The sequence below is a fragment of the Virgibacillus salarius genome, from assembly GCF_039521925.1.
Taxonomy (GTDB): Bacteria; Bacillota; Bacilli; order Bacillales; family Amphibacillaceae; genus Virgibacillus; species Virgibacillus salarius.
Genome location: NZ_BAAACY010000017.1, coordinates 1 through 25,227, shown reverse-complemented (window position 1 = coordinate 25,227; position 25,227 = coordinate 1). Strand labels below are relative to the sequence as shown.

Sequence of the window (25,227 nt, the reverse complement as noted above, 5' to 3'; positions counted from 1 at the left end):
ACTTTAATTATTGTTGTTGTTCTGTATGAATTTTATCATTTTCTAAAATATTTGATTCATCATCTAAGCCAAACTCTACATTGCCTTCAATCCATTTTCTCCGCGGCTCTACCTTGTCCCCCATTAATGTTGTTACACGTCGTTCTGCTCTAGCTAAGTCATCAATGGTTACACGGATAAGCGTTCTAGATTCAGGATTCATGGTTGTTTCCCATAGCTGATCTGCATTCATTTCACCAAGACCTTTATAGCGCTGCAGCGTATACCCATTCTTGAACGTAAGTGTCGCTTTTTTCATTTCTTCCTCATCCCATGCATATACAACCTTCTCTTTTTTTCCTTTTCCTTTAGAGATTTTATATAAAGGTGGGAGAGCGATATAAATCTTTCCTGCTTCCACTAGCTGGCGCATATAGCGGTAGAAAAACGTTAGTAATAATACTTGAATATGTGCCCCATCTGTATCAGCATCCGTCATAATAATGATTTTATCATATTGCACATCATCTAAATCAAAATCTCCGCCTACTCCCGCACCAATGGTGTGGATGATGGTTGAGATTTCTTCATTTTTAAATACATCTTGAAGCTTCGCTTTTTCGGTATTGATTACTTTACCACGTAGAGGTAATACAGCTTGGAATTTCCTATCTCTTCCCTGCTTTGCAGACCCTCCAGCCGAATCACCCTCAACTAAATATAATTCGTTACGTTTTGGATTCTTTGATTGCGCAGGTGTTAATTTCCCGCTTAATATGGTATCTTTTCTTTTTCTTTTCTTACCAGTACGTGCCTCTTCTCTCGCTTTTCGGGCAGCTTCTCTTGCTTCCTTCGCTTTGATTGCTTTCTTTATTAACAGTCCCGAGACGTCCGGATTTTCTTCAAGGAAATAGGATAACTTCTCAGAAACAATGGCGTCAACAGCTGATCGTGCTTCAGGTGTACCTAATTTTCCTTTCGTTTGACCTTCAAATTGAAGTTTTTCCTCTGGCACACGAACAGAAACGATTGAAGTAAAGCCCTCTCGTATATCTGTTCCTTCCAGATTCTTATCTTTTTCTTTAAGTAATCCTGCCCGACGCGCATAATCATTAAACGTTCTAGTAATTGCTGTGCGAGCACCAGATTCATGTGTTCCACCGTCCTTTGTTCGGACGTGATTAACAAAAGACAGCATACTTTCGGCATAGCCATCGTTAAACTGAAATGCAAAATCAACTTCTATCCCTTGTTGCTCTCCTTCAAATGCAACTACAGGATGAAGCGTGTCCTTTTCCTCATTTAAATAATGTACAAAAGCCTTGAGACCATCTGGAAATTGATATTCTTCATGTTGATTATTACGAAGGTCAGATAGTTGAATTTTTAGCCCTTTTAACAAAAAGGCTGCCTCGCGTAAACGTTCCGACAAGGTTTCAAAATCATATACAATGGTTGTAAAAATACCAGGATCTGGTTTAAAGTGAATGGTCGATCCTTTCTTTTTCGTTGTCCCCTTTTTTTCAAGGGAACCAACCGGCTTACCACCGTTTTCGAATCGTTGAAAATAGGTGTGCCCCTCTCGATGAATAGTTACCTCTAACCATTCAGAGAGTGCATTGACAACAGAAGCGCCAACCCCATGTAGTCCACCACTTGTTTTATAGCCTCCCTGACCAAACTTTCCTCCTGCATGTAATACTGTAAAAATGACCTCAGGTGTGGACTTTCCAGTACGGTGCATTCCAGTTGGTATACCTCGACCCTTATCCACTACTGAAATACTATTATCTTTATGTATGGTTACTTTTATCGTTTCACCAAATCCTGCTAAAGCTTCATCTACAGCATTATCAACAATTTCAAATACGAGATGATGTAAACCACGGAGATCTGTACTTCCTATATACATTCCAGGTCTTTTTCTGACTGCTTCTAATCCTTCAAGTACCTGTATTGAGTCATCACTATATTGCATAGGTTGTTGAGCCAATTCAAAACTGCTCCCTTCTTACGTAGATTACTTTGTTCGAATCATTACCAGTGAGTAACGCTCTGCCCTTTGCTCATGCAAAACCTAACTTTCATTTATTTAAGTCGTAGTATCTTGCATCTGTTCTCAACTAAATTCATTATGTTGCGCACATTCATCTATTAATTCTTAGTATAATATAAAAAGTATATCCAGATTTTCTCTCACTATAATAGAACGAATGTTTGTTTCTGTAAAGACTAATTATATTTTGCGTATATACTATATCCTTAAGAAAGAAAAATGATAGGTATCCCTATCTGTCATGCCGCATCAATTTTAAATTTTTACCAACTTGTAAAGCCTAAGTCTCCTCTTTACGTAGCCAACATCGCTTACCGAGGTTTTGTGCTATCTATCATATGATGAGCTGATAATGCTTTGTACTTGCCAGTATTAACCATAAGCGGTGTACTTAAGTATACTACACTTCCTTTTATCTTGCATGGGTCAACTATAGTTAAGTAGCTTTGAGACACTATTTTAACTTACTACATCTCTTTAATGGCATTATAGCATTCCAAAAGGTGTATACCTTTTGGAAAAGGAAGAGGATGGCATGAATATGCCATCCTGTAAGCTTCGTTATTTTACTAATACGGCATGTACAACTTTAATGCATAAATCCATAATAACCGTGAAATCATGTTTCTTCAAATAATCATAGGCATCCTCATTACTTATCCCTTGCTGTGCCCAAAAAACACTACAATTGGTTTGTACAGCTTCTTTAGCGATATCAAGTAAATGCTCTGGCCTACGAAACACATTAATAATATCGATCTGCTCTTCAACATCTGTTAATGAAGGATACGATTTTTCTCCAAGCACCTCACTTATTGTAGGATTTACAGGAATAATTCGATACCCTTGCTTTTGCATAATTTGAGCAATTTGATATGAGGTTCTATCTGGGTTAGAAGATAAACCTACAACAGCAATTGTTTTTGCAGTAGTCAAAACTTGCTTTAGTCTGTCATTTGATGGATTTTCCCAACGCATAAATATCCCCTTTCTACTCCGTTACAATGAGGTCATGTTCTTCTAAGAACTGTTCAGCGACCTCTTCTGGAGATTTGTCTTCATAATCTACTTGATAATTCATTTTTCTCATTTGTTCATCTGTAATTTTCCCTGCGAGCTTGTTTAATATCGTTTCTAATTCTGGGTGTTTATCTAATGTTTCATTCTTCATTAGTGGTGCTCCTTGGTATGGGGGAAATAGATTCTTCGGATCTTCTAGAGTAACTAAATCTAATTCAATCATATAGCTATCTGTAGCATAGGCATCAATGATATCTACATCGCCTGTCGTTAATGCATCTTGTCTTAACCCAGGATCCATGGTGCGTACATCGTTTATATTTAAATTATATTTGTCCTGCATACCTACATACCCGTCATATCTGTCTTTAAACTCTAATGTAAATCCTGCAGTTATATTATCCTCTATTTGTTTAAGATCACTAATATTTTTTAGACTATATTGTTCAGCTAATTGCTTGGTAGTAGCTACAGCATACGTATTATTAAATTTCATCGGTTCTAAATATGCCATATCATATTGTTCGTTCATACCCTTTTTTGCCTGTTCATAGACTTGATTTGCTTCATTACTATTCGCTTGGTCGCCTAAATGGGTTACAATGGCTGTCCCTGTAAATTCAGGAAAAATATCGATGCTCCCTTCCTTTAGTGCATCAAATACCAATGAAGTTTTCCCCAAGCCTGCTTCTAATTCTACCGTAAGATCCGTGTCTTGCTCAATTAGTAATTTATACATATTGATTAAGATAGCAGGTTCTGCACCCAGTTTACCGCCAATTACTAAATCAGCTTGTCTGGAATTACTAAAAATAAATGGAGATACAACAATTAAAACAGCTATTAATAGCATGGAAAGAAAAGCTTTAAAGCCTGCCCTTCTGGAGATGCGCTCAAACCCACGTAGTATAAAATCCAATATGATTGCTAATAAAGCTGCGGGTATTGCACCAAGTAAAATGAGGTTAACATCTGCTCCGCGATCAAGACCGAGAAGAATTAACTCCCCTAATCCTCCTGCCCCTATAAGCGCTGCAAGTGTAGTAGTACCGACAATTAAAACCATTGAAGTACGAATTCCTGCCATGATAACGGGCATTGCTATCGGAAGCTCTACCTTTGTTAATCGTTTAAACGAATTCATCCCCATCCCAGTAGCAGCTTCTTTTAATGCAGGGTCTACTTCTTTTATCCCTGTATAACTATTTCGAAGTATCGGTAACAATCCATAAGCAGTCAATGCAATGATGGCTGGTAATGTTCCAATACCAAAAAAAGGAATTAAAAAAGCAAGCACAGCTAGGCTAGGGATCGTTTGCATGACTGCAGATATGCCAATAATTGGTTCAGCAATTTTAGGATACCTTGTTAAAGCTAAACCTAATGGTACAGCAATGACAATTGCAATTATTAATGATAGTAATGAGATTTGCAAATGTTCCCAAATGGTTTCCCAAAACATATCTTGTCTGTTTTGAAATACTGTAATGAAATCGTTCATGATTGAACCACTCCATTCGCTACTACGGCTTTACTTTTTAGATATGCCACGATATCGCGATAACTAATGACCCCTACCAGTTTATTTGCTTTGACTACTGGATAAATCGTTTGATTTGATGATTCAAAAATTTCCACAGCTTTAATTAAGGGCAGGTCATTCTCTAACCGAATTCCATCTGTTAGAATGCCAGATTGTAACAAGCCCACATACATATTATTTTCATCACGCACAATATAAGTTTGTAACTTAGAGTAATTACCGTTACTATAGGATGATTGAGAAAGGACGTGTTTTTGTGATGGATCAGCTATAATATCTACCGCTGTTTGCCATGGAGATTTCCTTTCACCAATAAAGTCTTTAACAAATGGAGATTGTGGATGCAAAATAATATCTTGGGGCCTATCAAGTTGGACAACTTTTCCATCCTTCATCAAACAAACCCTATCCCCTAATGCCAGCGCTTCATCAATATCATGGGTAACAAAAAGAATAGTTTTTTTTATTTCTTTTTGCAATGAACGAATATCTTTTTGCAATTGCTCTCTGCTAATAGGATCTAATGCACTAAAAGGCTCGTCCATTAGAATGATATCAGGATCTGCAGCTAATGCTCTAATGACACCTATCCGTTGCTGCTGACCACCAGATAGTTCTCGCGGCATTTTGTTTTGAAAAGTTGCAGGATCTAACCCAACCATATCTAACAATTCTCGATTTCGTTGTTTAATCGCTTTACGTTTCCATTTTTTCATTTCTGGAACAACTGCTATATTCTCATCGATCGTTAGGTGGGGAAATAATGCAATTTGTTGCAGTACATAGCCTATATTCCATCTTAGTTCATGGATATTATAGGAATCAATGGCTTTGTCATTTATGTATATTTCACCTGACGTAGGTTCAATTAAACGATTTACCATTTTCATTGTGGTTGTCTTGCCACAACCACTAGGGCCGATTAGAGTCATGATTTCCCCTTTTTCCACACGAAAGGAAATATCTTTTATCGCTTCCGTTCCATCTGGGTAGATTTTTTTAATATGTTTAAATTCAATCATGGCTTCCTCCTTAGCTATTCCTTCTCTAATTATTCCCTATGTTAAAGCAATATAGTTATTTCCCCTAATGAAACGATCTCAAACATAATAAACTTATCATGAAATATGGTTCTTAAAACGCTGTGTTCGTGCTAAAATAAGAAGCAGCTTATTTTTTATGATTGGAATCAATTTCATACGTGCTCACTTCCACCAATCCCTCTTACAATTCTATAAAATGAAAGGGAGGCATAAATTAGTGGAAAGTCTCTAATCTCTCCTTACCCTCTATGGTTTTACTCGTAAGGGCCTTGTAACCAGTTAATACTGGAGAAACTCTAATAATCCGTAAATGGAGGAGAGCGGTTTCATTTTATAATCAGAAAGTAACAACAGCTGCGGAGAAAAAGTGTGTCCAGATAATAGTCTGGGGGAACGAAGCTGCTCGGAACTTTCCGTTTATAGCGTGGAAAATCAACTGTATGTATTTTCCTTATATTCTTGCAAATTGAATGATGAAATTGCAGCAACAGTTTTAAAAATAAGCCTCATCTATCGTATCTCCTGTTTGTTTGATACATACATAAATGAAGAAAGAAGGAATTTATATGGAGTACATTTTGTTTGCTATTATTGCTTATTTATTAGGTTCTATTCCTTCAGCATTAATTGTTGGCAAGCTGGGATATAATAAAGACATTCGCCAACATGGTAGTGGGAATTTAGGCGCGACAAATACGTTTCGTGTATTAGGAATTAAAGCAGGAATAATCGTAACACTTGCAGATATCTTAAAGGGAACAGCAGCAACATTAATTCCGCTTATATTCGATGCTGATGTTTATCGTCTCGTAGTTGGCTTATTTGCCGTAGCTGGGCATACGTATCCTATTTTTGCAAAGTTTAAAGGTGGGAAAGCAGTAGCAACATCAGGGGGAATTATTTTAGGAATTAATCCATTATTATTTATTATTATGATCACCACATTCTTGCTAAGTCTCTATCTGTCCAAATACGTCTCCTTGTCCTCGATGATAACAGGTATCGTTACAATTGTTTTGTCGATCCTTTTTAAGGATATTGGGCTTATCATTGTTACGACAATACTTACAATTTTCGTTTTTTATAGACATAGAGAGAATATTAAGCGGATAAAGAATAAAACAGAACCGAAAATTACTTGGATGTAATTCTTTTCTATCAAAACCTATACATTGAATCTTTATAACACCTACAGTATACTTTTATTAGCAAAGAGAAAGGGGACGATGTTATGGATAATACACAGACATTCCCAAAGAAGAAATTGCCTAACAAAGAACAACGTCATAAATTATTTGGTTCTGTAATGCCGGTCCCGAGAACAAAACCTGTCGATAAAGTGCATATGGCAGATTTGCAAAATACGAAAAAGGACTTCTTATTTGATTTGGATGCAGTTGGAATTACTAAGGTAAAACATCCAATAACCATATACAGTTCCTTAACTCCAGCCAAGCAAACTACAATTGGTGAATTTACCTTTACATCTAGCTTGAAGCAATCAAACAAAGGAACAAATATGAGTCGCTTTACGGAACAGTTAGCAAATTATCATGCTAATGGGTTTGCAATGGATCTTCATACATTAAAATCGTTTACAAAAGAATTAGCGGAACGATTAGATCAACAGGATGCCTCCCTTAAGGTGAGCTTTCCTTGGTTTTATGAGAGACATGCCCCAGATACCAGACTTGCTGGAATGAATCATGCCAATGCTACCATTAGCATTAATTATGATAGACAGCTCGGTTATCAATTGGCTGTATCTTTAGCTGCGTCGATTACAACGCTATGTCCATGCTCGAAAGAGATTAGTGAATATAGCGCACATAACCAACGAGGTAACGTCAAGATCGAAGTATCATTATCAGAAGACTATGATGAATCTTTATCAGATTGGAAAGCCATATTATTAGAGGCTGCTGAGAGCAATGCAAGTGCAAGATTACATCCAATCTTAAAAAGAACAGATGAAAAAATGGTTACGGAACAGGCATATGAGAATCCAAGATTTGTAGAAGATGTGGTGAGGCTAGTCGCAGCGGACTTGTATGAGCTTCCATTTATAACGAAATTTAAAGTTAGCTGTCGGAATGAAGAATCCATTCATATGCATGATGCTATTGCTACAGTCAGCTATGACAAAGAAAATGAAACTTATTAGAGAAGGTCATATCTATGAAATATCTCTTCATTGGATTAATAAAATTTTATCGATCAGCTATTAGTCCATTCACACCACCAACTTGCCGGTTCTACCCTACTTGTTCGGAGTATGGACTTGAAGCATATAGACGTTTTGGCGTATGGAAGGGAACGTATTTGACCGTGAAGCGAATTAGCAAATGCCACCCGTTTCACGCTGGTGGAGTAGATTTAGTACCGGAAAAGAGAAAAAGCAAGATGATAATAGATAGAGAAACAAAGGAGTTGTCTTCATTGAATATACAAATTAGTAAAGAAGCTGCAAAATGGTATAAAAAAGAGTTAGATATAGACGAAGATACTTCCTATGTTCGATTTTTTGTAAGATATGGTGGCATTGGAGGAAATGTGCCCGGCTTTTCATTAGGTGTAAGCAATGAAAAGCCGGAAGATCTACATACCTCCATTGAGGTTGAAGGTGTCACCTTTTTTGTTGAAACAAAAGATGAATGGTATTTTGAAGATAAGGATCTTAAGATCAGCTACAGTAGAAAAAAACAGGAGCCCACTATGAAGTATATTACGAACTAAACATAGCGGTTATTAGCAAAAGGGAACTCTCTAGGAAGTTTCCCTTTTGCTTGTTTATCTATACAAGTAAGGATGGAATTATTTCTATGTTATAATCGAAATCTTTCTATTTGTTCCCATTGCTCCTCTTTACGTAATATTTCACTTTGCTTTTCACCAAATAAGTCAAAATGGGGGTAATTTAATTTACGATCAATCCATTGAGGCATTAGACCATATGGTTCACCCCAAGAAATCAACTGATCTACATTTTTGCAGCCCACCTTTGTAACTGTAGTACATCCTGGAAAACGATTATCTATCCAATAATGAGTTAGGAATGCTATTTTTCCAGCGTTAATCTCATTTTTCCACCTCAATATTTCCTTACGATCTATTCCAAAAGCCATGATTATTCCTCATTTAATTGTTTTGTATAAGCTTCATGCCAATCAGGAAAAGCTTTTCTTAAGGATAATGGTCTAAACGTATCTTTTTTCACTATAACATGCTCTGTTGTTCCGCTTACAGCTACTTCTTCTTTATGATTTAAAATCTGATAGCCATATACCGTTCGAATACCATCGTATGTTTCTAGCCATGTCTTCACAAATGCATCCTCACCATAACGAATTGGCTTTTTAAACTGAATCGTTGCGTTTGTAACGGGAGACACGATTTGATGCTCTTCCATATCTGTATAATGAAAACCAAGAGATTCGATAAATTTTGTTCTTCCAATCTCAAACCATACAAGATAATTAGCATGGTAAACAACACCCATCTGATCTGTTTCTTGATATCTGACTGCAATTGGTGTCCTGACTGATTGCACTGATTATTCCTCCCAGCTTCTTTTTCTCTCAACATATAGCTTAACATATTTCTTCTAAATATTAAGTGACAGCGACTTAAAATCCCCCGATTCACTTTAACCTAGTATCGGGGGAATTCACTTAATTCAACTCATTATGCTCATGTTCGTCCTTTATCTCTTTTCGCATACCTTCAATGGCTTGCTCTCTTCTTTTATTTTTTGCTTTTATAGCTTCTTTCTCTTCACCGGAAGAAAATTGCATCGTTTCATGTGCTTGTTCCATATTTTCAATTGTATCCTGAACCATATCCTGTAACTTTTCTACATTATCACTACGATCATCTGGCTTTGGCTGGTATTTATCTGTCGTCATGAATAAATCCCTCCTTTCTTTTGTCTGCACCTATTATTTCTTGTGAATGCATCTATATACTAGAAAATTTATCCAAAAAAACACTTCCCACGAATGGAAAGTGATTAAACTTCTATCTATTTTATTGAACTTCTTTTTGAATAGGTTTTCTTTTTAATTCCAATTGCTTTTCGATCTTGTCCATGAGTGATCTGTCTTTTAATATTTGCTGACGATTTTCACTCACTAATTCATCAAACGTACGTTTTTTCTTTAAAGAAATGGTAATTCACTCCTTTTTAGAAGAAGCTTTACCAGTTTAGCTTAAATATATACCTTAATTAGCAGAATTAATAGTATCTTTCATAAATTCATATGTCATTGGTCCGGGCTTCACTTGATGGATTTTTCCTTTTGTATCAATAAAATAAGTTGTTGGAACACTAAATACTTGGTACATATTACGTGCCTTCGATTTTCGATCCAATGGTATAGGATATGTATAGTCATACTTATTAATATATTTGTGAACATCCTTTTCCTTTTTTTCTGAGTCAGTTAAATTAACGGCTACAACCTCTACATTCTCTTTATGTTCATTATAGAAGTCTTGCATTGCTGGCATTTCTTTACGACAAGGTGGGCACCATGTTGCCCAGAAATTAAGAATAACCTTTTTACCTCGTAAATCAGACAGTTTTAGTGTATCTCCACTAAGTGTCTCAAGTTGAAAATCAGGTGCAGTATCACCAGGTTGAAGTACTTTGTCCTTTTCTACTGAAGAAATAGCACCACCTTCAGCATCTGTATCACCGCTTACATTATATTCATTATCTTCTTTTGAAACTTCGTTTCGTTGTTGAACATAGTTAAAAAGTACAATTCCAGCTAGCACGATGATCACAGTAATTCCAACTATTTTTTTTAACATACACGATGTCTCCTTGCTAATCATTATAAATGCGATTTTCTATTCTATTTTCCTATCCTTATTAAATGGTATGTAAAATAATTGGGTTTGTAAAGCTACATACGTTATCGTTCGTAAAAAATTCACCATTATCTCTTCATAATATTATAGAAAAAAGCCTCTACAATTATGATCGTTGTAGAGGCTTTTTAAGATATAGGTAAAAATTATACTTCTAACTTGTTACGTAATACCATCTGTAAGATGCCGCCATGACGATAGTAATCAATCTCTACATCACTATCAAATCGTGCAACAGCTTTAAATTCTGTTTTCGTACCATCTTCACTTACCGCTGTTACATTTACTAAATCATGTGGTTTTACATCTTCATTAACTTCAATACTAAAGCTTTCTTTACCAGTTAAACCTAATGAATCTGCACTTTCTCCATTTTCAAATTGTAATGGTAGCACACCCATCATAACTAGATTAGAACGATGAATTCGTTCGAAGCTTTCGGCAATTACGGTTTTAATTCCTAGTAAATTTGTTCCTTTAGCGGCCCAATCGCGAGAAGAACCCATTCCATAGTCCTTACCGCCAATAACGATAAGACCAGTGCCATCTTGCTGATACTTCCTTGCTGCATCATAGATAGGCATAACTTCTTCTGTTGGCCAATACGTTGTAAAGCCGCCTTCTGTACCTGGAGCAAGTAAATTACGAATACGGATATTGGCAAATGTGCCACGCATCATAATTTCATGGTTTCCACGACGAGATCCATAAGAGTTAAAGTTACGAGGTGAAACGCCTTTATCTTGTAGAAATTTACCTGCTGGCATATCTTTTGCAATAGCACCTGCAGGTGAGATATGGTCTGTAGTTACAGAATCACCAAATTTACCAATAGCACGTAAGTTATTCAGTGGCTTGACTGAGTCAGCCTCTTTCGCTAGACCTTCAAAGAATGGTGGATTTTGAATATATGTCGATTCACTATCCCATTCAAATAATGGTTCATCTGTCGTATCAATTTCATTCCAGCGTTCATTCGAACTAAACACATCTTCGTATTCTTTACGGAAAATCTCAGGTTGAACAACTTTTTCTACCTGTAACTTGATTTCTTCCATGGATGGCCAAATATCATTCATGTATATTGGATTTCCATCTTTATCGGCCCCCAAAGCATCTTTCGTAAGATCAATGTCTACCGTACCTGCCAACGCGTAAGCTACTACTAAAGGTGGAGATGCAAGGTAGTTTGCTTTTACTAATGGATGGATACGTCCCTCAAAGTTACGATTACCAGAAAGAACAGACGATACTGTAAGGTCATTATCAATAATCGCTTGCTCAATTTCTTCGCGTAATGGTCCAGAGTTACCAATACATGTTGTGCATCCATATCCTACTAGGTTAAAGCCAAGTTTGTCTAAATAAGGCATTAGTCCAGCATCCTCTAAATATCTGGTTACTACTTTTGAACCTGGTGCTAATGAAGTTTTTACGTATTCAGGTACGAGGAGCCCTTTTTCTACTGCGTTTTTCGCCAATAGACCAGCACCTAACATTACGTAAGGATTGGACGTATTTGTACAAGAAGTGATTGCTGCGATAGCAAGTGCTCCTGTTTTCATAACGGATGATTTCCCATTTGGATGCTCGACAACTGCTTCTTTTTTGAATTCAGATTTATCAAGTCCAAAGCCTTGGTTTCCAGCGGGTGCTGTAATCGCCTTATTAAATTCTTTTTTCATATTTGATAGCGCGATTAAATCTTGAGGACGTTTCGGTCCTGAAAGGTTAGGTTCTAGTTCTGATAAATTAATCTCAACAAGATCCGTGTACTCTGGATCTTTCTGATCTGCAGAATACCATAGGTTATTTAGCTTACAGTATTTTTCTACAAGATCAATTTGCTCTTCGTCTCTACCAGTTAGACGTAAGTAGTTCAATGATTCCTCATCCACTGGGAAGAAACCACATGTTGCGCCATACTCTGGTGCCATATTAGAAATTGTAGCACGATCTGCTAATGGCATATCCTTTAAACCAGGGCCAAAATACTCAACAAATTTGCCGACTACGTTTTTCTCACGTAATACCTGTGTTACTTTCAATGCTAAGTCAGTAGCTGTTGTTCCATTCGGAAAACTTCCAGTGAACTTAACTCCAATTACTTCAGGAGCAGGGAAATAAGAAGGTTGCCCAAGCATACCTGCTTCAGCTTCGATACCGCCAACACCCCAGCCAAGAACGCCTAATCCATTAATCATTGTCGTATGTGAATCCGTTCCCACAAGTGTGTCTGGGAATGCAACGTACTCACCATTTTCGTCTTCTAAGCCATGTACTACATTTGCGATATACTCTAGATTCACCTGATGCACAATTCCTGTAGCTGGTGGTACAGCACGATAATTATCGAAAGCTTTTTGCGCCCAATTAAGAAATTCATAACGCTCTGCATTTCGTTCAAATTCTAAATCCATATTGGCTTTTAGCGCATTTGCTGTACCATATTGATCTACTTGTACGGAGTGGTCAATAACTAGATCTACTGGTACTTCTGGATTAATTTTACTAGGTGTTCCACCCATATCTACCATTGCTTTGCGTAAAGAAGCAAGATCTACTACTGCTGGTACACCTGTGAAATCTTGTAAAATAACGCGCGAAGGCTTGAATGGAACATCTACACCCTTTCCTGCTTCTGTGCCCCATTTAGTTAGGCGTTCGACGTGCTCATCTTTGATTTGATGTCCATCATGTTGACGAACAAGTGATTCTAGGAGAACACGAACAGAAAATGGCAAGCGTGAAATTTCTCCTAATCCAGCTTCTTCTAAAGTTTTCAGTTGATAATAGTTGTAGGTTTTTCCATTGAGTTCAAATTGCTTTTTAGCATTAAATGAATTACTCTTCCCCATGTTTGTACCCCTTTCATCATGCATGTCATACAAATTACAACGTACGACATCTTTTTCACTTTCATTAACAATATAATATAAACCTTACCCACTTACTCTATATTAAAGGAAAATGTGACATAAAACAAACCATTGAAACAACACTTTATATAGTAAAAATTTATGTGAAGTGATAATTTTTTCTTATATAAAAATCAAGATACATCAACTACTAGTTATAAATTATAATGTAATAATGCAATTCAGTTTTATTTGTCACCAAGGCTCACCAAACTTCGCACTAATTTGTATAGTACGTATTCTTCAAAGAAAATCACTATCTGTTATTTGAACATTAAAAAACGATCGGGATTATTTATTGGATAATGGAAAAATAATGCGGAAAGTACTCCCCACTTGTTCTTTAGCTTCAATTTCTAAGAAAGCTTGATGCCTTTCGAGAATTTGTTTCGTTATCATAATACCTAGACCAGTCCCGCTTTGCTTTGTTGTAAAAAATGGTTCTCCGAGCTTATGTATGATTTCATCTGGAATACCTGGTCCTTCGTCAATTATACTGATTTCCACATGGGTATCACTAGATGTAGATGTTAAATAAATTTTACCACTCTCTTCCATTGCTTCAATTGCATTTTTCACCAAATTGATTAGTACTTGTTTAATTTGCGAGCGATCGCAAAATACGCTTTCATGCCTGGATACGGAATATTCAATATGAATATTTTTCATCTTTGCTTGAGGTTGTAGTAATACGACGACATCATGAACCATATCTAAGATGGATTCCATTTTCTTATTATCTGTCAGTGGTTTCGAGATAAAAAGTAACTCAGAAGTAATTGTCTCCATTTTTTCAATTTCATCAATCATGATATTATAATATTCTTCTTTTCTGTTTACACCTGCTTGAAGCAACTGCAAAAATCCCTTTAACGATGTTAGCGGATTTCTGATTTCATGCGCAATTCCAGCTGCTAGTTGTCCAGCAACTGACATTTTTTCTGAACGTATCATCATTTCTTCCGCTTCTTTTTTATCTCGTATATCAGCAATAGTAGATAAATAGAAAATTTCATCTTTCTGTGGATCTTGTAATTTTACTACAGAACATTCTGACCAAATATACTTGCCATCACTGTTTAGTATATTCATGGTATAAAGTTGGTTTTGTGAAAATCTTTGCTCAAAATTGTCTTTAATATAACTTGCGTCATCAGCAGAAATCAACTCATGCCAAAACTTTCCCGCTAATTCAGACGGGTGAAATCCTAGTAAATGCTCTGTTGACTTAGAACTAAATATGACTTTTCCTTCTTCATCTAAGACAGTTATGATATCATGACAATTGTTTTCTACCCATGCAAGCATAAATGAAGGCAGTGAGGATAATTGTGGGTAGCGCAATTGCACCGGCTTTGTTTCGGCAATGTGGATAGCTTCCTCATTATTTTGGGTTCCGTGATCATACCCCATCATTTTTCCCCCTTTTTTCGCAAATTTCAACAATTCCTTTCTTCTACAATTTATATTTATGATCTATTCTCTGATAGTATGACGCTTGTTTGTAAATCTGTTTCAGCTTATAATATAGTTGACTATGTATTTTCAAAAAAACATCCAATTATTGTTAATCTTACTATAAGTGATGGAAAAAATAAATTAAATAGTTAAAAATTTTGTCACATTCCTGCGAATTTTTGGTAAAAAAGAGGAGAATAAGGTGAAAATATGTCGGTTATTGTTGATTACTTAATAATCATTTGGGGATTCATTATGATTGGATTAATGGCCATTGGTGGTTTTTTTATGTTTCGTAAATTCCTCAAGCGGTTACCAAAAGAAGATGGCAAATCAATCATGGACTGGGAAGAATATTATGTTAATAAAACAAAAAATATGTGGAAAGAGGAAGAAAAGGAGCTACTTGATGAATTGGTTTCGCCAGTTCCTGAATTATTTAGAGATGTTGCAAAGCATAAGATCGCGAGCAAAGTAGGAGAAGTCGCTCTTATGAAAGATAAAACTACCATTACGCAGGATGTTTTAATAGAAGGCTACATTATTGCAACTCCGAAACGTGACCATAAGTTTTTGCGTAAAAAGTTAGCTCAAAAGAATATCGATACAAAGCCCTATGAAGAATTTTTTCAACTATCTCGAGGTGACTATGAGCAAGATTGGAAACGGAAACACCAAAAATAAAAGCGTCAGACTGCTTGGTCTGACGCTTTTATGTATTCATTTTCATGTTCAACTGTTTCTCTAGCTGTAAGTACTTGTACAGCATCGATAATCGCCATGTAACAATCATGCCGAAGGCTAACAGAAAGAACATTCCGCTTGTTTCTCCAACAGATATCTGACTTCCTATCGCTAGCTTTATAATAATCCGAAAGATAAGTAAACCAAATAATATAAATACAAATGATTTCGACGGAACCAAGTATATATCCTGGTTACGAATTTCGAATTTCGATGTCTTTATCAAAAATATGGAGCAAAAAATTCCAACTCCTACAGCTTCAAGTACTTGATACCAGCTAATATGAAACATTGGAAATAGAAACATAAGTGCTCCTGTACTCATAAAAAATGGCGGTAGGATAATTTTCTTTACGGAAGCTGGTTTCTTTGATGCCTTTAACCGAATGAAAATCATTGTTATCGCCATGAATGCTGCAACTAACGTACTTGCTATGAACCAAAACATTATGTAGTCACACTCTCTCTTATCGTCTAATTACTCATTCTTTAGGTTCAACACTCTATTTACAGTGTCTAACACACGATCTTCATCAAATGGTTTTATGATAAAATCTTTGGCACCTGATTCAATCGCTTCAACCACTACCTTTTGCTGACCCATTGCTGAGCATACGATAATCATTGCATTTTTATTTATTCTACAAATTTCCTTAATTGCATCAATGCCGTTCATCACAGGCATTGTGATGTCCATTGTAACTAGATCAGGCTGCAATTCTTGATACAGCTTAATTGCCTCCTCGCCATTCTCAGCTTCCCCGACAACTTCATGCTGTTCACTTGTCAAAATGGTGGAAAGGGTTACGCGCATAAATTTAGCATCATCGACCACAAGTATTTTGGCCATAGCTTTTCCCCCTTTTAATCTTGGTCATTGGCAATTGTTAATATAATTGTCATCATTACACCAACAACTGTCAAGTAAACACCTATATCAAAGATCATTGCAGTTGCAAGTTCTATCTTCCCAAAGATCGGAAACGTATAATAATCATAGGTCTGTGATAAGAAAGGAGCTTTAAAAAGGAATGATCCAACTCCAGTACCTACAGCGATTGCAAGACCTATTGGAATTAACTTTGTAAAATCGATTGGCAACACTTTTTTTACAACATCTGCTCCATAAGACATATTCATTAATAAAATAGCGCCAGATGTCATGAGTCCACCAACGAATCCTCCACCTGGAGAATTATGTCCGGCTAATAATAAATAGACAGCGAAGCCTAAAAGAATAAAGGCAATCAATGATGAGGTAGTGCGTAATATAAGATCATTTGGTTTGTACATGGTTATTGCCCCTTTATAGCATATATACTACTTATTTTAATATAAAACATATAGAAAATCCATTAAAAGCCAGAAAATCCAAACAATCCTGCTAAATATGAGGTTAATGCCGTCATCCAATTAAAAAATAAAGCAACCCCCATAACGATCATGATGTAACCGCCTATTTTTACAAGTCTCGTACTGTACTTCTTTATCCAATTGAGCTTTCCGATAAAAAAAGATAAGACAAAAAACGGGACGGAAAAACCTAATATATAGCTTACCATCATAAGCACACCAATGTCCGGATTATTAGCTGCTAAAGTTAAGACGATACCTAGAATTGGACCAGTACAAGGTGTCCAACCTAAAGAAAATGCTAATCCAATTAAGAATGATCCAATAAAACCGGCAGGCCTATTTTTGAACGTTATTTTCTTATTTTTCATCAAAAAATCAAAATTTAATACACCGACAATAACAAGCCCGAAGAAAATAATAATAATGGCGCCTACTTGTCTTATGATATCTTGATACATAATTAAGAATTGCGAGATGCTTAAGCTTGCAAATCCCATCATAATAAAGACAGCAGAAAATCCTAATAAAAAGAATAAGGTATGTAAGATACTTTTCAGATTGAGCATTTTATTATCATCTTTTAGTTCACTTACACTCATTCCAGTAATATAAGATAAAAAAGCTGGATAAAGTGGTAACACACAAGGCGAGATAAACGAGAGAAAACCAGCCCCGAAAGCGATAAACACATTTATGTCAGACATGATATACCTCCTATTTGCATGAATGCATCTATTGTATCAAATCAAGCGATTACATAGGACTCCTATTTTTGACAATAAACCAAAAGTTTAAAGTTGTTATACGAAATTAGAATACCCCTTACCATTAGAGCAAGGGGTATGGTTGCAGCTATGAACGCTTCTAAGTATATCAATAAGTGCCTATTTTCCTGATTGATTGTTCATTGCACGCATCATCTGATTAATTTTCTTTTGTGATGGTTTTTGACCCATTTGCATCATTAATGTGCGAAGCATCTGTTCATTAATCGGTGGATTCTTTTTTAAGTAGCTCATCATATATTTTCTAGCAATGAAAAATCCAAGAGCAACACCAACAATTAACGCTGCTATAGCAATTAGTACGACCCAGATCGTGTCCATGTAAAGCTTTCCTCCTTCGTGTTGTCTCTTATACAGTATAGTAAATCAAAGAAAAGAATACAATACTTGTTCTTCCTGATTTTTGCTATGTGTAAGAATAGGAGCTAACCATCCAAAATTTTGAATATTATCTCCTATTACAAAAAGCAATCGCTGCATTTGTCTTAGAACAGGAAAAAGCAGCTCTTCTGCATCCTGTAGTGATTTACAACGAAATTTTAATTGATTTTCATTTATATGTAAAGAAATAAACGCATCCCTACTATAAATTTTCAATCCCTTCTCTTCATTTTGCTCCAAAATTCTTAAATGTCGATAGTTTGTTAAATGGTTGATAATTTCACTATAACTAAATGGATACGTAATATAATTAAACTGCATAGCTAAGTCTTTTCGATCTGAGTTCATTTGATAATCCTTTAAGAATCGATATAGAACTCCACTTTTATGGAAGTAATGGTTGGCGACCTCTTCTTTAATCCAATAGATAGAATACGTATACATAGGATCTCCCCCTCTATATAATCTATTATACGGATTCTATTTCAAAATTATGTCAGATTGTATTGTAAAAATGCACTTCTTTTGTCGATTGAGAAAAAATAAGATTGTTATATTTACTATGCGTAACGTCAAATATATTTCCTAAAAGAAATAGCAGCCAAATCGGTCGCTTTTCGTTGGACTAAAGAAGTTAGACTAGCTGGACGCGGCTTAACACGTCCATATTTACCCACATGGGCAAATTTTACAATTTCCTAGACGATAAAAAAGAGGCTCGGACAAAACACAACTTTTCTTTACTCAAAATAAGCATAATCATGTTATCAATAGGAGGATCTTCGCCGCACCGTGAACATATACGCGTTTTCCGCTGGAACGCCCACAGCTAACTTGGTAAAGAGAAACACGTTACCACGTGGATCTTCGGACTCGTGCTGTTCCCGCTGGAGTCTCACTTATTTCAGGTGCTAATTTAATTTTTCTAATCAAAAAATGAGCGATAATTAATTTCAACTAATTATCGCTCGTTTTTAATTGTTTCTTCATTCTTTTGTCTCAGCCTCTTTGGCTATAAACGTGTTATATCTTATTTAAAGTTATTCCATCATTGATTCAACGTGTTTCACAACATTTTCCACAGTAAAACCATACTCTTCGATGACTTTTTCTCCTTTTGCGGATGCACCAAATGTATCAATTCCAATAACCTTACCGTGATCACCGATATATCGTTCCCAACCGAATGGGGAAGCCATTTCAATTGCAACCCGGCGTTTTACTTCAGATGGGATAATTTGTTGCTTATATGAGTCAGCTTGTACATTAAAACGATCCCATGACGGCATGCTGATAACCCGGACATCGATCCCCTTCTCTTTCAGTTCAGCTTGTGCCTGAATTGCCAATTGAACTTCAGATCCAGTTGCTAATAGCAAGGCATCAGGTGTTGCCTTCTCCGCATCACTTACAACATAAGCACCTTTTTTCACACCCTCGTAAGCATGCTCTTTTGTACCAGATAATGTCGGTAGATTTTGTCTCGTAAGAACAAGTGCTGTAGGTGTATCTGTCGATTCCAGAGCCAAGCGCCAAGCAGCTTGTGTTTCATTTCCATCAGCTGGACGAATAAGTGATAATCCAGGCATTGCGCGTAATGAAGCTAATTGTTCGATCGGTTCATGAGTTGGCCCATCTTCACCAACAGCAATCGAATCATGCGTGAAAACATACGTTACCGGTGTATTCATAATAGAAGATAGACGAACTGCCGGACGCAAGTAATCACTAAATACAAAAAATGTTCCAGCATACACATTTAATCCACCATGTAATGCCATACCATTCAATGCTGCTCCCATTGCATGTTCTCTTACGCCAAACCATATATTTCTCCCGGCATAATTGGTGCGTGAAAAATCATCTTCATCATTTATTGTAGTTTTATTCGAGCCAGCTAGATCCGCACTTCCACCAAAGAAGTTCGGTACAGCTTTTGCAATTGCATTCAGTACTTTACCTGAGGAAGCTCTTGTAGCTAGTGTATCCTTATCAGGCTCAAATACTGGAAGGTCTTTTTCCCAATCGACAGGTAATTCACCATTTAAAGCGAGTTCAAATTCGCTTGCTAATTTAGGATATCTTTCTTTATATACTTCTAGTAGTTGATTCCAATTATCTTCTACTTCAGCACCATGCTTAACAATTTTTTCGTTAAAATCTGCGTATACTTCCTGTGGTACATGAAAATCATCATGTCCCCAATTATAGAATTCTTTTGTTAATTTTACTTCATCTGTGCCGAGAGGAGCTCCATGGGAAGCAGCAGATGCTGATTTGTTGGGTGACCCATATCCAATTACTGTTTTTATCTCAATTAGTGTAGGTTGCTCACTATTCGTTTGCGCAGCTTTAATAGCATTTCGAATTGCGTTTACATCATTGCCATCCTCAACAGTTAACACTTGCCATCCATAAGCCTTGAAGCGTTGTTCTGTGTTGTCAGAGAATGAACGATTTAGATCACCATCAAGTGATATATCATTCGAATCGTATAAAGCAATTAGTTTACCTAAGCCTAAATGACCAGCAAGTGAAGCGGCTTCGTGTGAAATTCCTTCCATTAAGTCTCCATCACTTACAATGGCATACGTATAATGGTCGACAATATTTATATCTTCCGTATTAAATTTTGCAGCAAGATGAGCTTCTGCCATTGCCATTCCAACAGACATAGCGATACCTTGTCCGAGCGGTCCTGTGGTGGCTTCTACACCATCTGTATGATGAACTTCTGGATGTCCAGGTGTCTTAGAACCCCATTGACGGAATGATTTCAAGTCCTCAATGGTTACATTGTATCCTGATAAATGTAGTAAACTATAAAGCAGCATTGACCCATGCCCTGCCGATAGTACAAAGCGATCACGATTAAACCATGTTGAATGTTTAGGATTATGATTCATAAAGTCAGTCCATAATGTATATGCCATCGGTGCAGCTCCCATTGGTAATCCTGGATGCCCAGAATTTGCATGTTCAATGGCATCAATGGATAACGTACGAATGGTATTAATTGATTGTTGTTCCATATTCGACATAAGATTACTCCTTCCACTATTCCAAGCTTTTGTATACTCTTTTTATTCTATAACGAAACATAGTTTGCCACAAGCAAAACAATGTGTGTGTCAAGTACCATGACACTTACTCTTTATCTTTTTCTTGATTTTGCATGTCCTTTACCTTTTGTGGTGTTACATCATTGCCATTTGGGTCAACAACTGTCATCGATTTAAATTGATTTTTAAATGAGCTTCGAACGTTTTGCAAGTACTCTTGACGTAACTTTTCTTGCTCCTTCTTTTCAACTGCAGATAGACCTTCTTCTTTTGCTTTTTTTGCTAATACATTTATACGTTCTATTTTATCTTTAGATAGCATCTAATAACCTCCAGTTTCATATAGAAAGTTTTGAAATTGTAGTTGTACGAAAATAGAAAAGGCAAGAACATAACTAGTGTTCTTGCCTTTTTATCTTACCTCTACCATATCATATATTCAAGTATTTTGAAATTCCTGATACCTTCTATGGACCGTAGCCTTCGAAACGGAATAACCTAATCCATTTAATGTAGTGGCAATCTCTTCGAATGTCAGATTGTTTTCCCGCAGACGTACCACTTCTTCAATAGGAAAAGTCTTTCGCTCACGACCAGGTGCCTTATCTTGATTGGATAAATTGTTACTAGGATTATAGCCGTTTTTAATAGCTCTTTGAATACCTCTTTTTATTTTAGCATTATGTATTTTTCGCTGATATTCTTCCACAATGCCAACAATTTGAAGAACCATGGAATCTGCTTCAGATAGTTCTAACTTACCATCATGGTAAGAAGTATAGATGGGTATGTTTAATTTATGTAGTTGATGGAACAGCGCTATTTTTGTATTACCTCTACCTAGACGAGTTTCGTCCTGAATGAGTAAACAGTCTGCCTCTCCATCAGAAAACAGATCAAGCAACTGAAAAATGCCATCTCTATCAACCTTATAGCCACTCTCTTGTTCTTGGATGCAACAACTAACCGTTAAATGATTGTTTGTTGCTAATTCCATTAATTCATGCTTTTGTCTTGCAAGTGACGTTTCCTGTGTTTCCTTATCTGTACTAACTCTGCAATAAATAATTGCCCTCAACATACTATCTCCCTATGAAAATAATTAACTAGTGATAATAGAATAATATAAGAATCCGAGCGTTAGTGCAAAAGCAATGAGGTAGAATGCGTCTGTTTTTGTTATTTTTTGGAACATTGAAACAGGCCTCCTTATCAGTATAGGAACTTTTGTTCGCTTGTTGTTTTAAGTATTACACGAACATACGATCTTGTCAAGGTGTTTTTCGAACGAACGTTTGCATTTCCAACAACCCGATGGTAAACTAGTTATAATTAATCCTATGTGCGAGGTGATCAATACATGACTAAACTATCGAAAAGGCAGCAAATGATACTTGACTACATTAAAGATGAAGTAACAAAAAAAGGATACCCACCTTCTGTACGTGAAATTGCCGAAGCCGTTGGACTAGCATCTAGTTCAACTGTTCATGGTCATCTTTCCAGGCTAGAAAGTAAGGGTTTTATTCGCAGAGATCCTACTAAGCCTAGAGCTATAGAGGTATTAGATCTTTCTCAAGATAATAATATACCTAGAGATGAAGCGCGCTATGCACCAGTCATTGGAAAAGTTACTGCCGGTCTTCCAATAACAGCAGTAGAGAATATTGAGGAATTTATTCCATTGCCATCCAATAGTGCGAGTCCAGATGATAACTTATTTGTACTTGTCATTGAAGGTGAAAGTATGATAGAAGCCGGTATTTTGGATGGAGACATGGTAATAGTAAAGCAACAGAACACTGCTATCAACAGTGATATCGTTGTAGCGATGACAGATGAAAATGAGGCAACGGTTAAACGTTTCTTTAAAGAAAAGGATCATATTCGTTTACAGCCTGAAAATTCAACAATGGAACCACTTATTTACGATAACGTAACGATTCTAGGTAAGGTTATCGGTCTATATAGAAACATCCATTAAAAACTGCCAATTGGCAGTTTTTTTATAGTCTAGGAAATAAAATTGTCTATGTGGATAAAGATGGGCGTGAGCCATGTCTAGCTCCTGCACCCAGAAACGAGGTGATTTCACGAATCGCCCTAAGACCGGAGAAGACCAGGGGCTAAAAAATTGCCAATCATGTGAAGTCAAATGTGACACCTGGGGATATTATTTTACTGGATGACTCTGGTGGAAATCGTAGTCAAACAGTTGAATCATTAGAGGACATATTGGCTTATTTTCAAAGATTGAATTACCAAATGGTAACGGTCTTTGAATTACTCCTCTATGGTAGTACTAATCAGTTTAATCCATTGCTCTTTTATCCATAAAATCAAGACTATTATACATAGCCTTCTGAGTAGAAGGCATATTTTTTCCTTCATAAACATGATTGTTACCGCATTTAATTGGCTATCAGACAAAATAAAACGTTTATCATAAGACACAAGCCATCTCAAATATATGAACATTGAATATATTAGCATTATATCAATGAAAAGAAGGAAATAATATGTGGAAAAATAGTAGATGTGGTGGAAGAAATGATGATGTAGCAGGTGTGACAGACGCAAACGGCGATGACTTCGGTGGTGACGTTATTATAAATGATAATGACAACGATCTAAAATCGAGGAATCGAAATGTTAACTTTGCAAAAATCTCTAATAGTGGGAATCCTATGTAGATGTCAGCTCTGATGCTGATTCAAGGAGAAAGAAGAAGAAAAAGAAAAAATATAGTGGGATATATTCTTATGTATCCCACTTATCCTTTAAAAGGTGAGTGATTTTTAATGGAGAGACCTAATCTATTTTCGTTAAAACCATATGACGACGGTTTTCCAGATCAACACATTACAAATAAATCCGCTGTTAAACATAGCGGTAATTCAGATGTCGATGTAAATGTGCATGTCGACACCAAACCGATCGCCTATGCTATGCTATGTACACTATTAGCTTCTAAGCAAATATCCAATGAAGAATTTGAAGAGGCGGTTAGTAGACTAGATAAATTAACAAATCGAGAGAAACGAAAAATGAAAAATGTAGATGACTTTATCAGGCCAAAGTTAAATAAGCGATGAAATTAAGAAGACTTTCTTCTTGATTTCATCGCTAAATCTTTGACTAACTCTACAATACATATTTCATAAACTCAATTTGAATCCTTATATTATTTATCGGTTATTTTTTTATAGCTATCCATATTATAAAAAAGATACGCTATCATAATTAAAAATAAGTAGATAAAAAAGTCATAGAATGTTGACCAACCCTTTGGATTATAAAAATCAATTGCATTAAATAAATTCATTCCTCCAAATGCGGCGATTGCAGCAAAAATACTACCTTTTAATAACGGATTCCAGTTTGGCTTAATTTGTAGAACAAACATGACTGCAACGGGAGCCATTGCCAAGTGATATGGAAGAAATAATAAAGGTGATATTGGAGAGAATTTCATAGGATAAGACCATAAACCATATGATAAAGCAATAAGGTCAATTAACAATGAAAGAATGATGGTGATAAATCCCCCGATTAAAAGCCGCCCTGTACTTTTCTTATTCCTAAACAAGAACCAAATGAGCCAAGGTATGATAAATAATCCAATACCTAGCCACCATTGCCATGAAAACAAAAATGCGTTAAATACAGCATCTACCATTAGCGATTCACTTCAACTAATTGATTATAAGCATTTTCTGTTTGTTGTAATCCTTCGTTAACTGTCACTATTATCCCTCCGTTATAAACATAGCTTGTGTAATTTATTACCATTTATGTATAGTCAAATGAACTTGATTAATTAAAAAATGCTCATAGTAATATATAAAGTAAATAAGCTCTCTTCAAATCCCCTTTTCAATTCGTCGACTCTATTCTTGCAAGATTGTAAGAATGATGTAAGGAAAATAAATACCATATTGAGTTAATTTCATAATATAGAGCCCTTGGGGCTCAAGACTTTAAAGACATAAAAATTAGAGCACCTC

Annotated in this window: 28 protein-coding genes and 1 pseudogene; 8 read left to right on the top strand and 21 right to left on the bottom strand. The window is 36.1% G+C overall.

Annotated features, from left to right (window positions below; translation table 11 throughout):
* Positions 1–7: 7 nt before the first annotated feature.
* The 4 genes from parE to ABDZ84_RS02965 form a co-directional block, all read right to left on the bottom strand.
* A complete protein-coding gene (gene parE, locus ABDZ84_RS02980) occupies positions 8–1,957 on the bottom strand; it encodes a DNA topoisomerase IV subunit B (protein WP_034679985.1) in 1,950 nt (649 codons plus the stop codon).
* 639 nt (positions 1,958–2,596) lie between these two features.
* The gene (locus ABDZ84_RS02975) at positions 2,597–3,013 is read right to left on the bottom strand and encodes a CoA-binding protein (protein ID WP_026683167.1); all 417 of its coding nucleotides are present in this window, start codon (positions 3,011–3,013) and stop codon (positions 2,597–2,599) included.
* 13 nt (positions 3,014–3,026) lie between these two features.
* Positions 3,027–4,556 carry an ABC transporter permease/substrate-binding protein gene (locus tag ABDZ84_RS02970; protein ID WP_026683166.1) on the bottom strand — a complete coding sequence of 510 codons (1,530 nt, stop codon included), beginning with the start codon at positions 4,554–4,556 and terminating at the stop codon, positions 3,027–3,029.
* A complete protein-coding gene (locus ABDZ84_RS02965; RefSeq protein WP_034679968.1) occupies positions 4,553–5,620 on the bottom strand; it encodes an ABC transporter ATP-binding protein in 1,068 nt (355 codons plus the stop codon). The genes ABDZ84_RS02970 and ABDZ84_RS02965 overlap by 4 nt, the downstream gene beginning before the upstream one ends.
* Positions 5,621–6,207: 587 nt before the next feature.
* Here ABDZ84_RS02965 and plsY point away from each other — a divergent pair.
* The 3 genes and pseudogenes from plsY to yidD all read left to right on the top strand — a co-directional run.
* Positions 6,208–6,789, top strand: coding sequence for a glycerol-3-phosphate 1-O-acyltransferase PlsY (plsY, locus tag ABDZ84_RS02960; RefSeq protein WP_026683165.1), 582 nt, complete (start codon positions 6,208–6,210; stop codon positions 6,787–6,789).
* A gap of 83 nt (positions 6,790–6,872) precedes the next feature.
* Complete coding sequence (gene folE2, locus ABDZ84_RS02955) at positions 6,873–7,805, top strand: GTP cyclohydrolase FolE2 (RefSeq protein ID WP_343779968.1); 933 nt, start codon at positions 6,873–6,875, stop codon at positions 7,803–7,805.
* A gap of 14 nt (positions 7,806–7,819) precedes the next feature.
* A pseudogene (gene yidD, locus ABDZ84_RS02950) lies at positions 7,820–8,038 on the top strand (membrane protein insertion efficiency factor YidD); the annotation flags it as partial.
* 428 nt (positions 8,039–8,466) lie between these two features.
* Here the strand turns inward: yidD and ABDZ84_RS02945 are convergent.
* The 7 genes from ABDZ84_RS02945 to ABDZ84_RS02915 form a co-directional block, all read right to left on the bottom strand.
* Positions 8,467–8,766: a hypothetical protein gene (locus ABDZ84_RS02945; protein WP_121605143.1), complete on the bottom strand. Its 300-nt coding sequence runs from the start codon at positions 8,764–8,766 to the stop codon at positions 8,467–8,469.
* Positions 8,767–8,768: 2 nt separating this feature from the next.
* The gene (locus tag ABDZ84_RS02940; RefSeq protein WP_026683162.1) at positions 8,769–9,191 is read right to left on the bottom strand and encodes an acyl-CoA thioesterase; all 423 of its coding nucleotides are present in this window, start codon (positions 9,189–9,191) and stop codon (positions 8,769–8,771) included.
* 121 nt (positions 9,192–9,312) lie between these two features.
* On the bottom strand, positions 9,313–9,546 hold the full coding sequence (tlp, locus tag ABDZ84_RS02935; protein ID WP_026683161.1) for a small acid-soluble spore protein Tlp: 234 nt from the start codon (positions 9,544–9,546) through the stop codon (positions 9,313–9,315).
* Between the two features lie 121 nt (positions 9,547–9,667).
* Positions 9,668–9,808, bottom strand: a complete 141-nt coding sequence (locus tag ABDZ84_RS02930; RefSeq protein ID WP_121605144.1) for an FbpB family small basic protein — start codon at positions 9,806–9,808, stop codon at positions 9,668–9,670.
* A gap of 54 nt (positions 9,809–9,862) precedes the next feature.
* The gene (locus ABDZ84_RS02925; RefSeq protein ID WP_026683160.1) at positions 9,863–10,456 is read right to left on the bottom strand and encodes a redoxin domain-containing protein; all 594 of its coding nucleotides are present in this window, start codon (positions 10,454–10,456) and stop codon (positions 9,863–9,865) included.
* 206 nt (positions 10,457–10,662) lie between these two features.
* Complete coding sequence (acnA, locus tag ABDZ84_RS02920) at positions 10,663–13,374, bottom strand: aconitate hydratase AcnA (RefSeq protein WP_343779962.1); 2,712 nt, start codon at positions 13,372–13,374, stop codon at positions 10,663–10,665.
* 351 nt (positions 13,375–13,725) lie between these two features.
* Complete coding sequence (locus tag ABDZ84_RS02915; RefSeq protein WP_034679965.1) at positions 13,726–14,847, bottom strand: ATP-binding protein; 1,122 nt, start codon at positions 14,845–14,847, stop codon at positions 13,726–13,728.
* Positions 14,848–15,102: 255 nt separating this feature from the next.
* Here ABDZ84_RS02915 and ABDZ84_RS02910 point away from each other — a divergent pair, with 255 nt between their 5' ends.
* Positions 15,103–15,576 (top strand): DUF2621 family protein, encoded by a 474-nt coding sequence (locus ABDZ84_RS02910; RefSeq protein WP_026683157.1) that lies wholly within the window; start codon positions 15,103–15,105, stop codon positions 15,574–15,576.
* A gap of 28 nt (positions 15,577–15,604) precedes the next feature.
* On the opposite strand, the gene ABDZ84_RS02905 is transcribed toward ABDZ84_RS02910, so the two are convergent.
* The 9 genes from ABDZ84_RS02905 to ABDZ84_RS02865 form a co-directional block, all read right to left on the bottom strand.
* A complete protein-coding gene (locus ABDZ84_RS02905; protein WP_026683156.1) occupies positions 15,605–16,084 on the bottom strand; it encodes a CcdC family protein in 480 nt (159 codons plus the stop codon).
* Positions 16,085–16,114: 30 nt separating this feature from the next.
* Positions 16,115–16,486, bottom strand: a complete 372-nt coding sequence (locus ABDZ84_RS02900; protein ID WP_026683155.1) for a response regulator — start codon at positions 16,484–16,486, stop codon at positions 16,115–16,117.
* Between the two features lie 14 nt (positions 16,487–16,500).
* Positions 16,501–16,929, bottom strand: coding sequence for a Na(+)/H(+) antiporter subunit B (locus tag ABDZ84_RS02895; protein WP_026683154.1), 429 nt, complete (start codon positions 16,927–16,929; stop codon positions 16,501–16,503).
* 62 nt (positions 16,930–16,991) lie between these two features.
* Complete coding sequence (locus tag ABDZ84_RS02890) at positions 16,992–17,696, bottom strand: cytochrome c biogenesis CcdA family protein (RefSeq protein ID WP_026683153.1); 705 nt, start codon at positions 17,694–17,696, stop codon at positions 16,992–16,994.
* Positions 17,697–17,876: 180 nt separating this feature from the next.
* Complete coding sequence (locus ABDZ84_RS02885) at positions 17,877–18,098, bottom strand: YneF family protein (protein WP_026683152.1); 222 nt, start codon at positions 18,096–18,098, stop codon at positions 17,877–17,879.
* A 45-nt stretch (positions 18,099–18,143) separates the two neighbouring features.
* Positions 18,144–18,602, bottom strand: coding sequence for a sporulation inhibitor of replication protein SirA (gene sirA / locus ABDZ84_RS02880; protein WP_026683151.1), 459 nt, complete (start codon positions 18,600–18,602; stop codon positions 18,144–18,146).
* Between the two features lie 596 nt (positions 18,603–19,198).
* Positions 19,199–21,199, bottom strand: coding sequence for a transketolase (gene tkt, locus ABDZ84_RS02875; protein WP_026683150.1), 2,001 nt, complete (start codon positions 21,197–21,199; stop codon positions 19,199–19,201).
* A 106-nt stretch (positions 21,200–21,305) separates the two neighbouring features.
* On the bottom strand, positions 21,306–21,542 hold the full coding sequence (locus ABDZ84_RS02870) for a DUF896 domain-containing protein (RefSeq protein WP_026683149.1): 237 nt from the start codon (positions 21,540–21,542) through the stop codon (positions 21,306–21,308).
* A 117-nt stretch (positions 21,543–21,659) separates the two neighbouring features.
* On the bottom strand, positions 21,660–22,298 hold the full coding sequence (locus tag ABDZ84_RS02865) for a YneB family resolvase-like protein (protein WP_026683148.1): 639 nt from the start codon (positions 22,296–22,298) through the stop codon (positions 21,660–21,662).
* A 282-nt stretch (positions 22,299–22,580) separates the two neighbouring features.
* On the opposite strand from ABDZ84_RS02865, the gene lexA reads away from it, so the two are divergent.
* The 4 genes from lexA (at position 22,581) to ABDZ84_RS02845 (ending at position 24,315) form a co-directional block, all read left to right on the top strand.
* Positions 22,581–23,204 carry a transcriptional repressor LexA gene (lexA, locus tag ABDZ84_RS02860; protein WP_026683147.1) on the top strand — a complete coding sequence of 208 codons (624 nt, stop codon included), beginning with the start codon at positions 22,581–22,583 and terminating at the stop codon, positions 23,202–23,204.
* A gap of 173 nt (positions 23,205–23,377) precedes the next feature.
* Positions 23,378–23,557 carry a polysaccharide deacetylase family protein gene (locus ABDZ84_RS02855; RefSeq protein WP_034679961.1) on the top strand — a complete coding sequence of 60 codons (180 nt, stop codon included), beginning with the start codon at positions 23,378–23,380 and terminating at the stop codon, positions 23,555–23,557.
* 182 nt (positions 23,558–23,739) lie between these two features.
* The gene (locus tag ABDZ84_RS02850; protein ID WP_161629304.1) at positions 23,740–23,913 is read left to right on the top strand and encodes a hypothetical protein; all 174 of its coding nucleotides are present in this window, start codon (positions 23,740–23,742) and stop codon (positions 23,911–23,913) included.
* Positions 23,914–24,021: 108 nt separating this feature from the next.
* Positions 24,022–24,315, top strand: a complete 294-nt coding sequence (locus ABDZ84_RS02845) for a hypothetical protein (RefSeq protein ID WP_026683144.1) — start codon at positions 24,022–24,024, stop codon at positions 24,313–24,315.
* 89 nt (positions 24,316–24,404) lie between these two features.
* Here ABDZ84_RS02845 and ABDZ84_RS02840 read toward each other — a convergent pair whose 3' ends face one another.
* The gene (locus ABDZ84_RS02840) at positions 24,405–24,899 is read right to left on the bottom strand and encodes a CBO0543 family protein (RefSeq protein ID WP_258470875.1); all 495 of its coding nucleotides are present in this window, start codon (positions 24,897–24,899) and stop codon (positions 24,405–24,407) included.
* Positions 24,900–25,227: the final 328 nt, after the last annotated feature.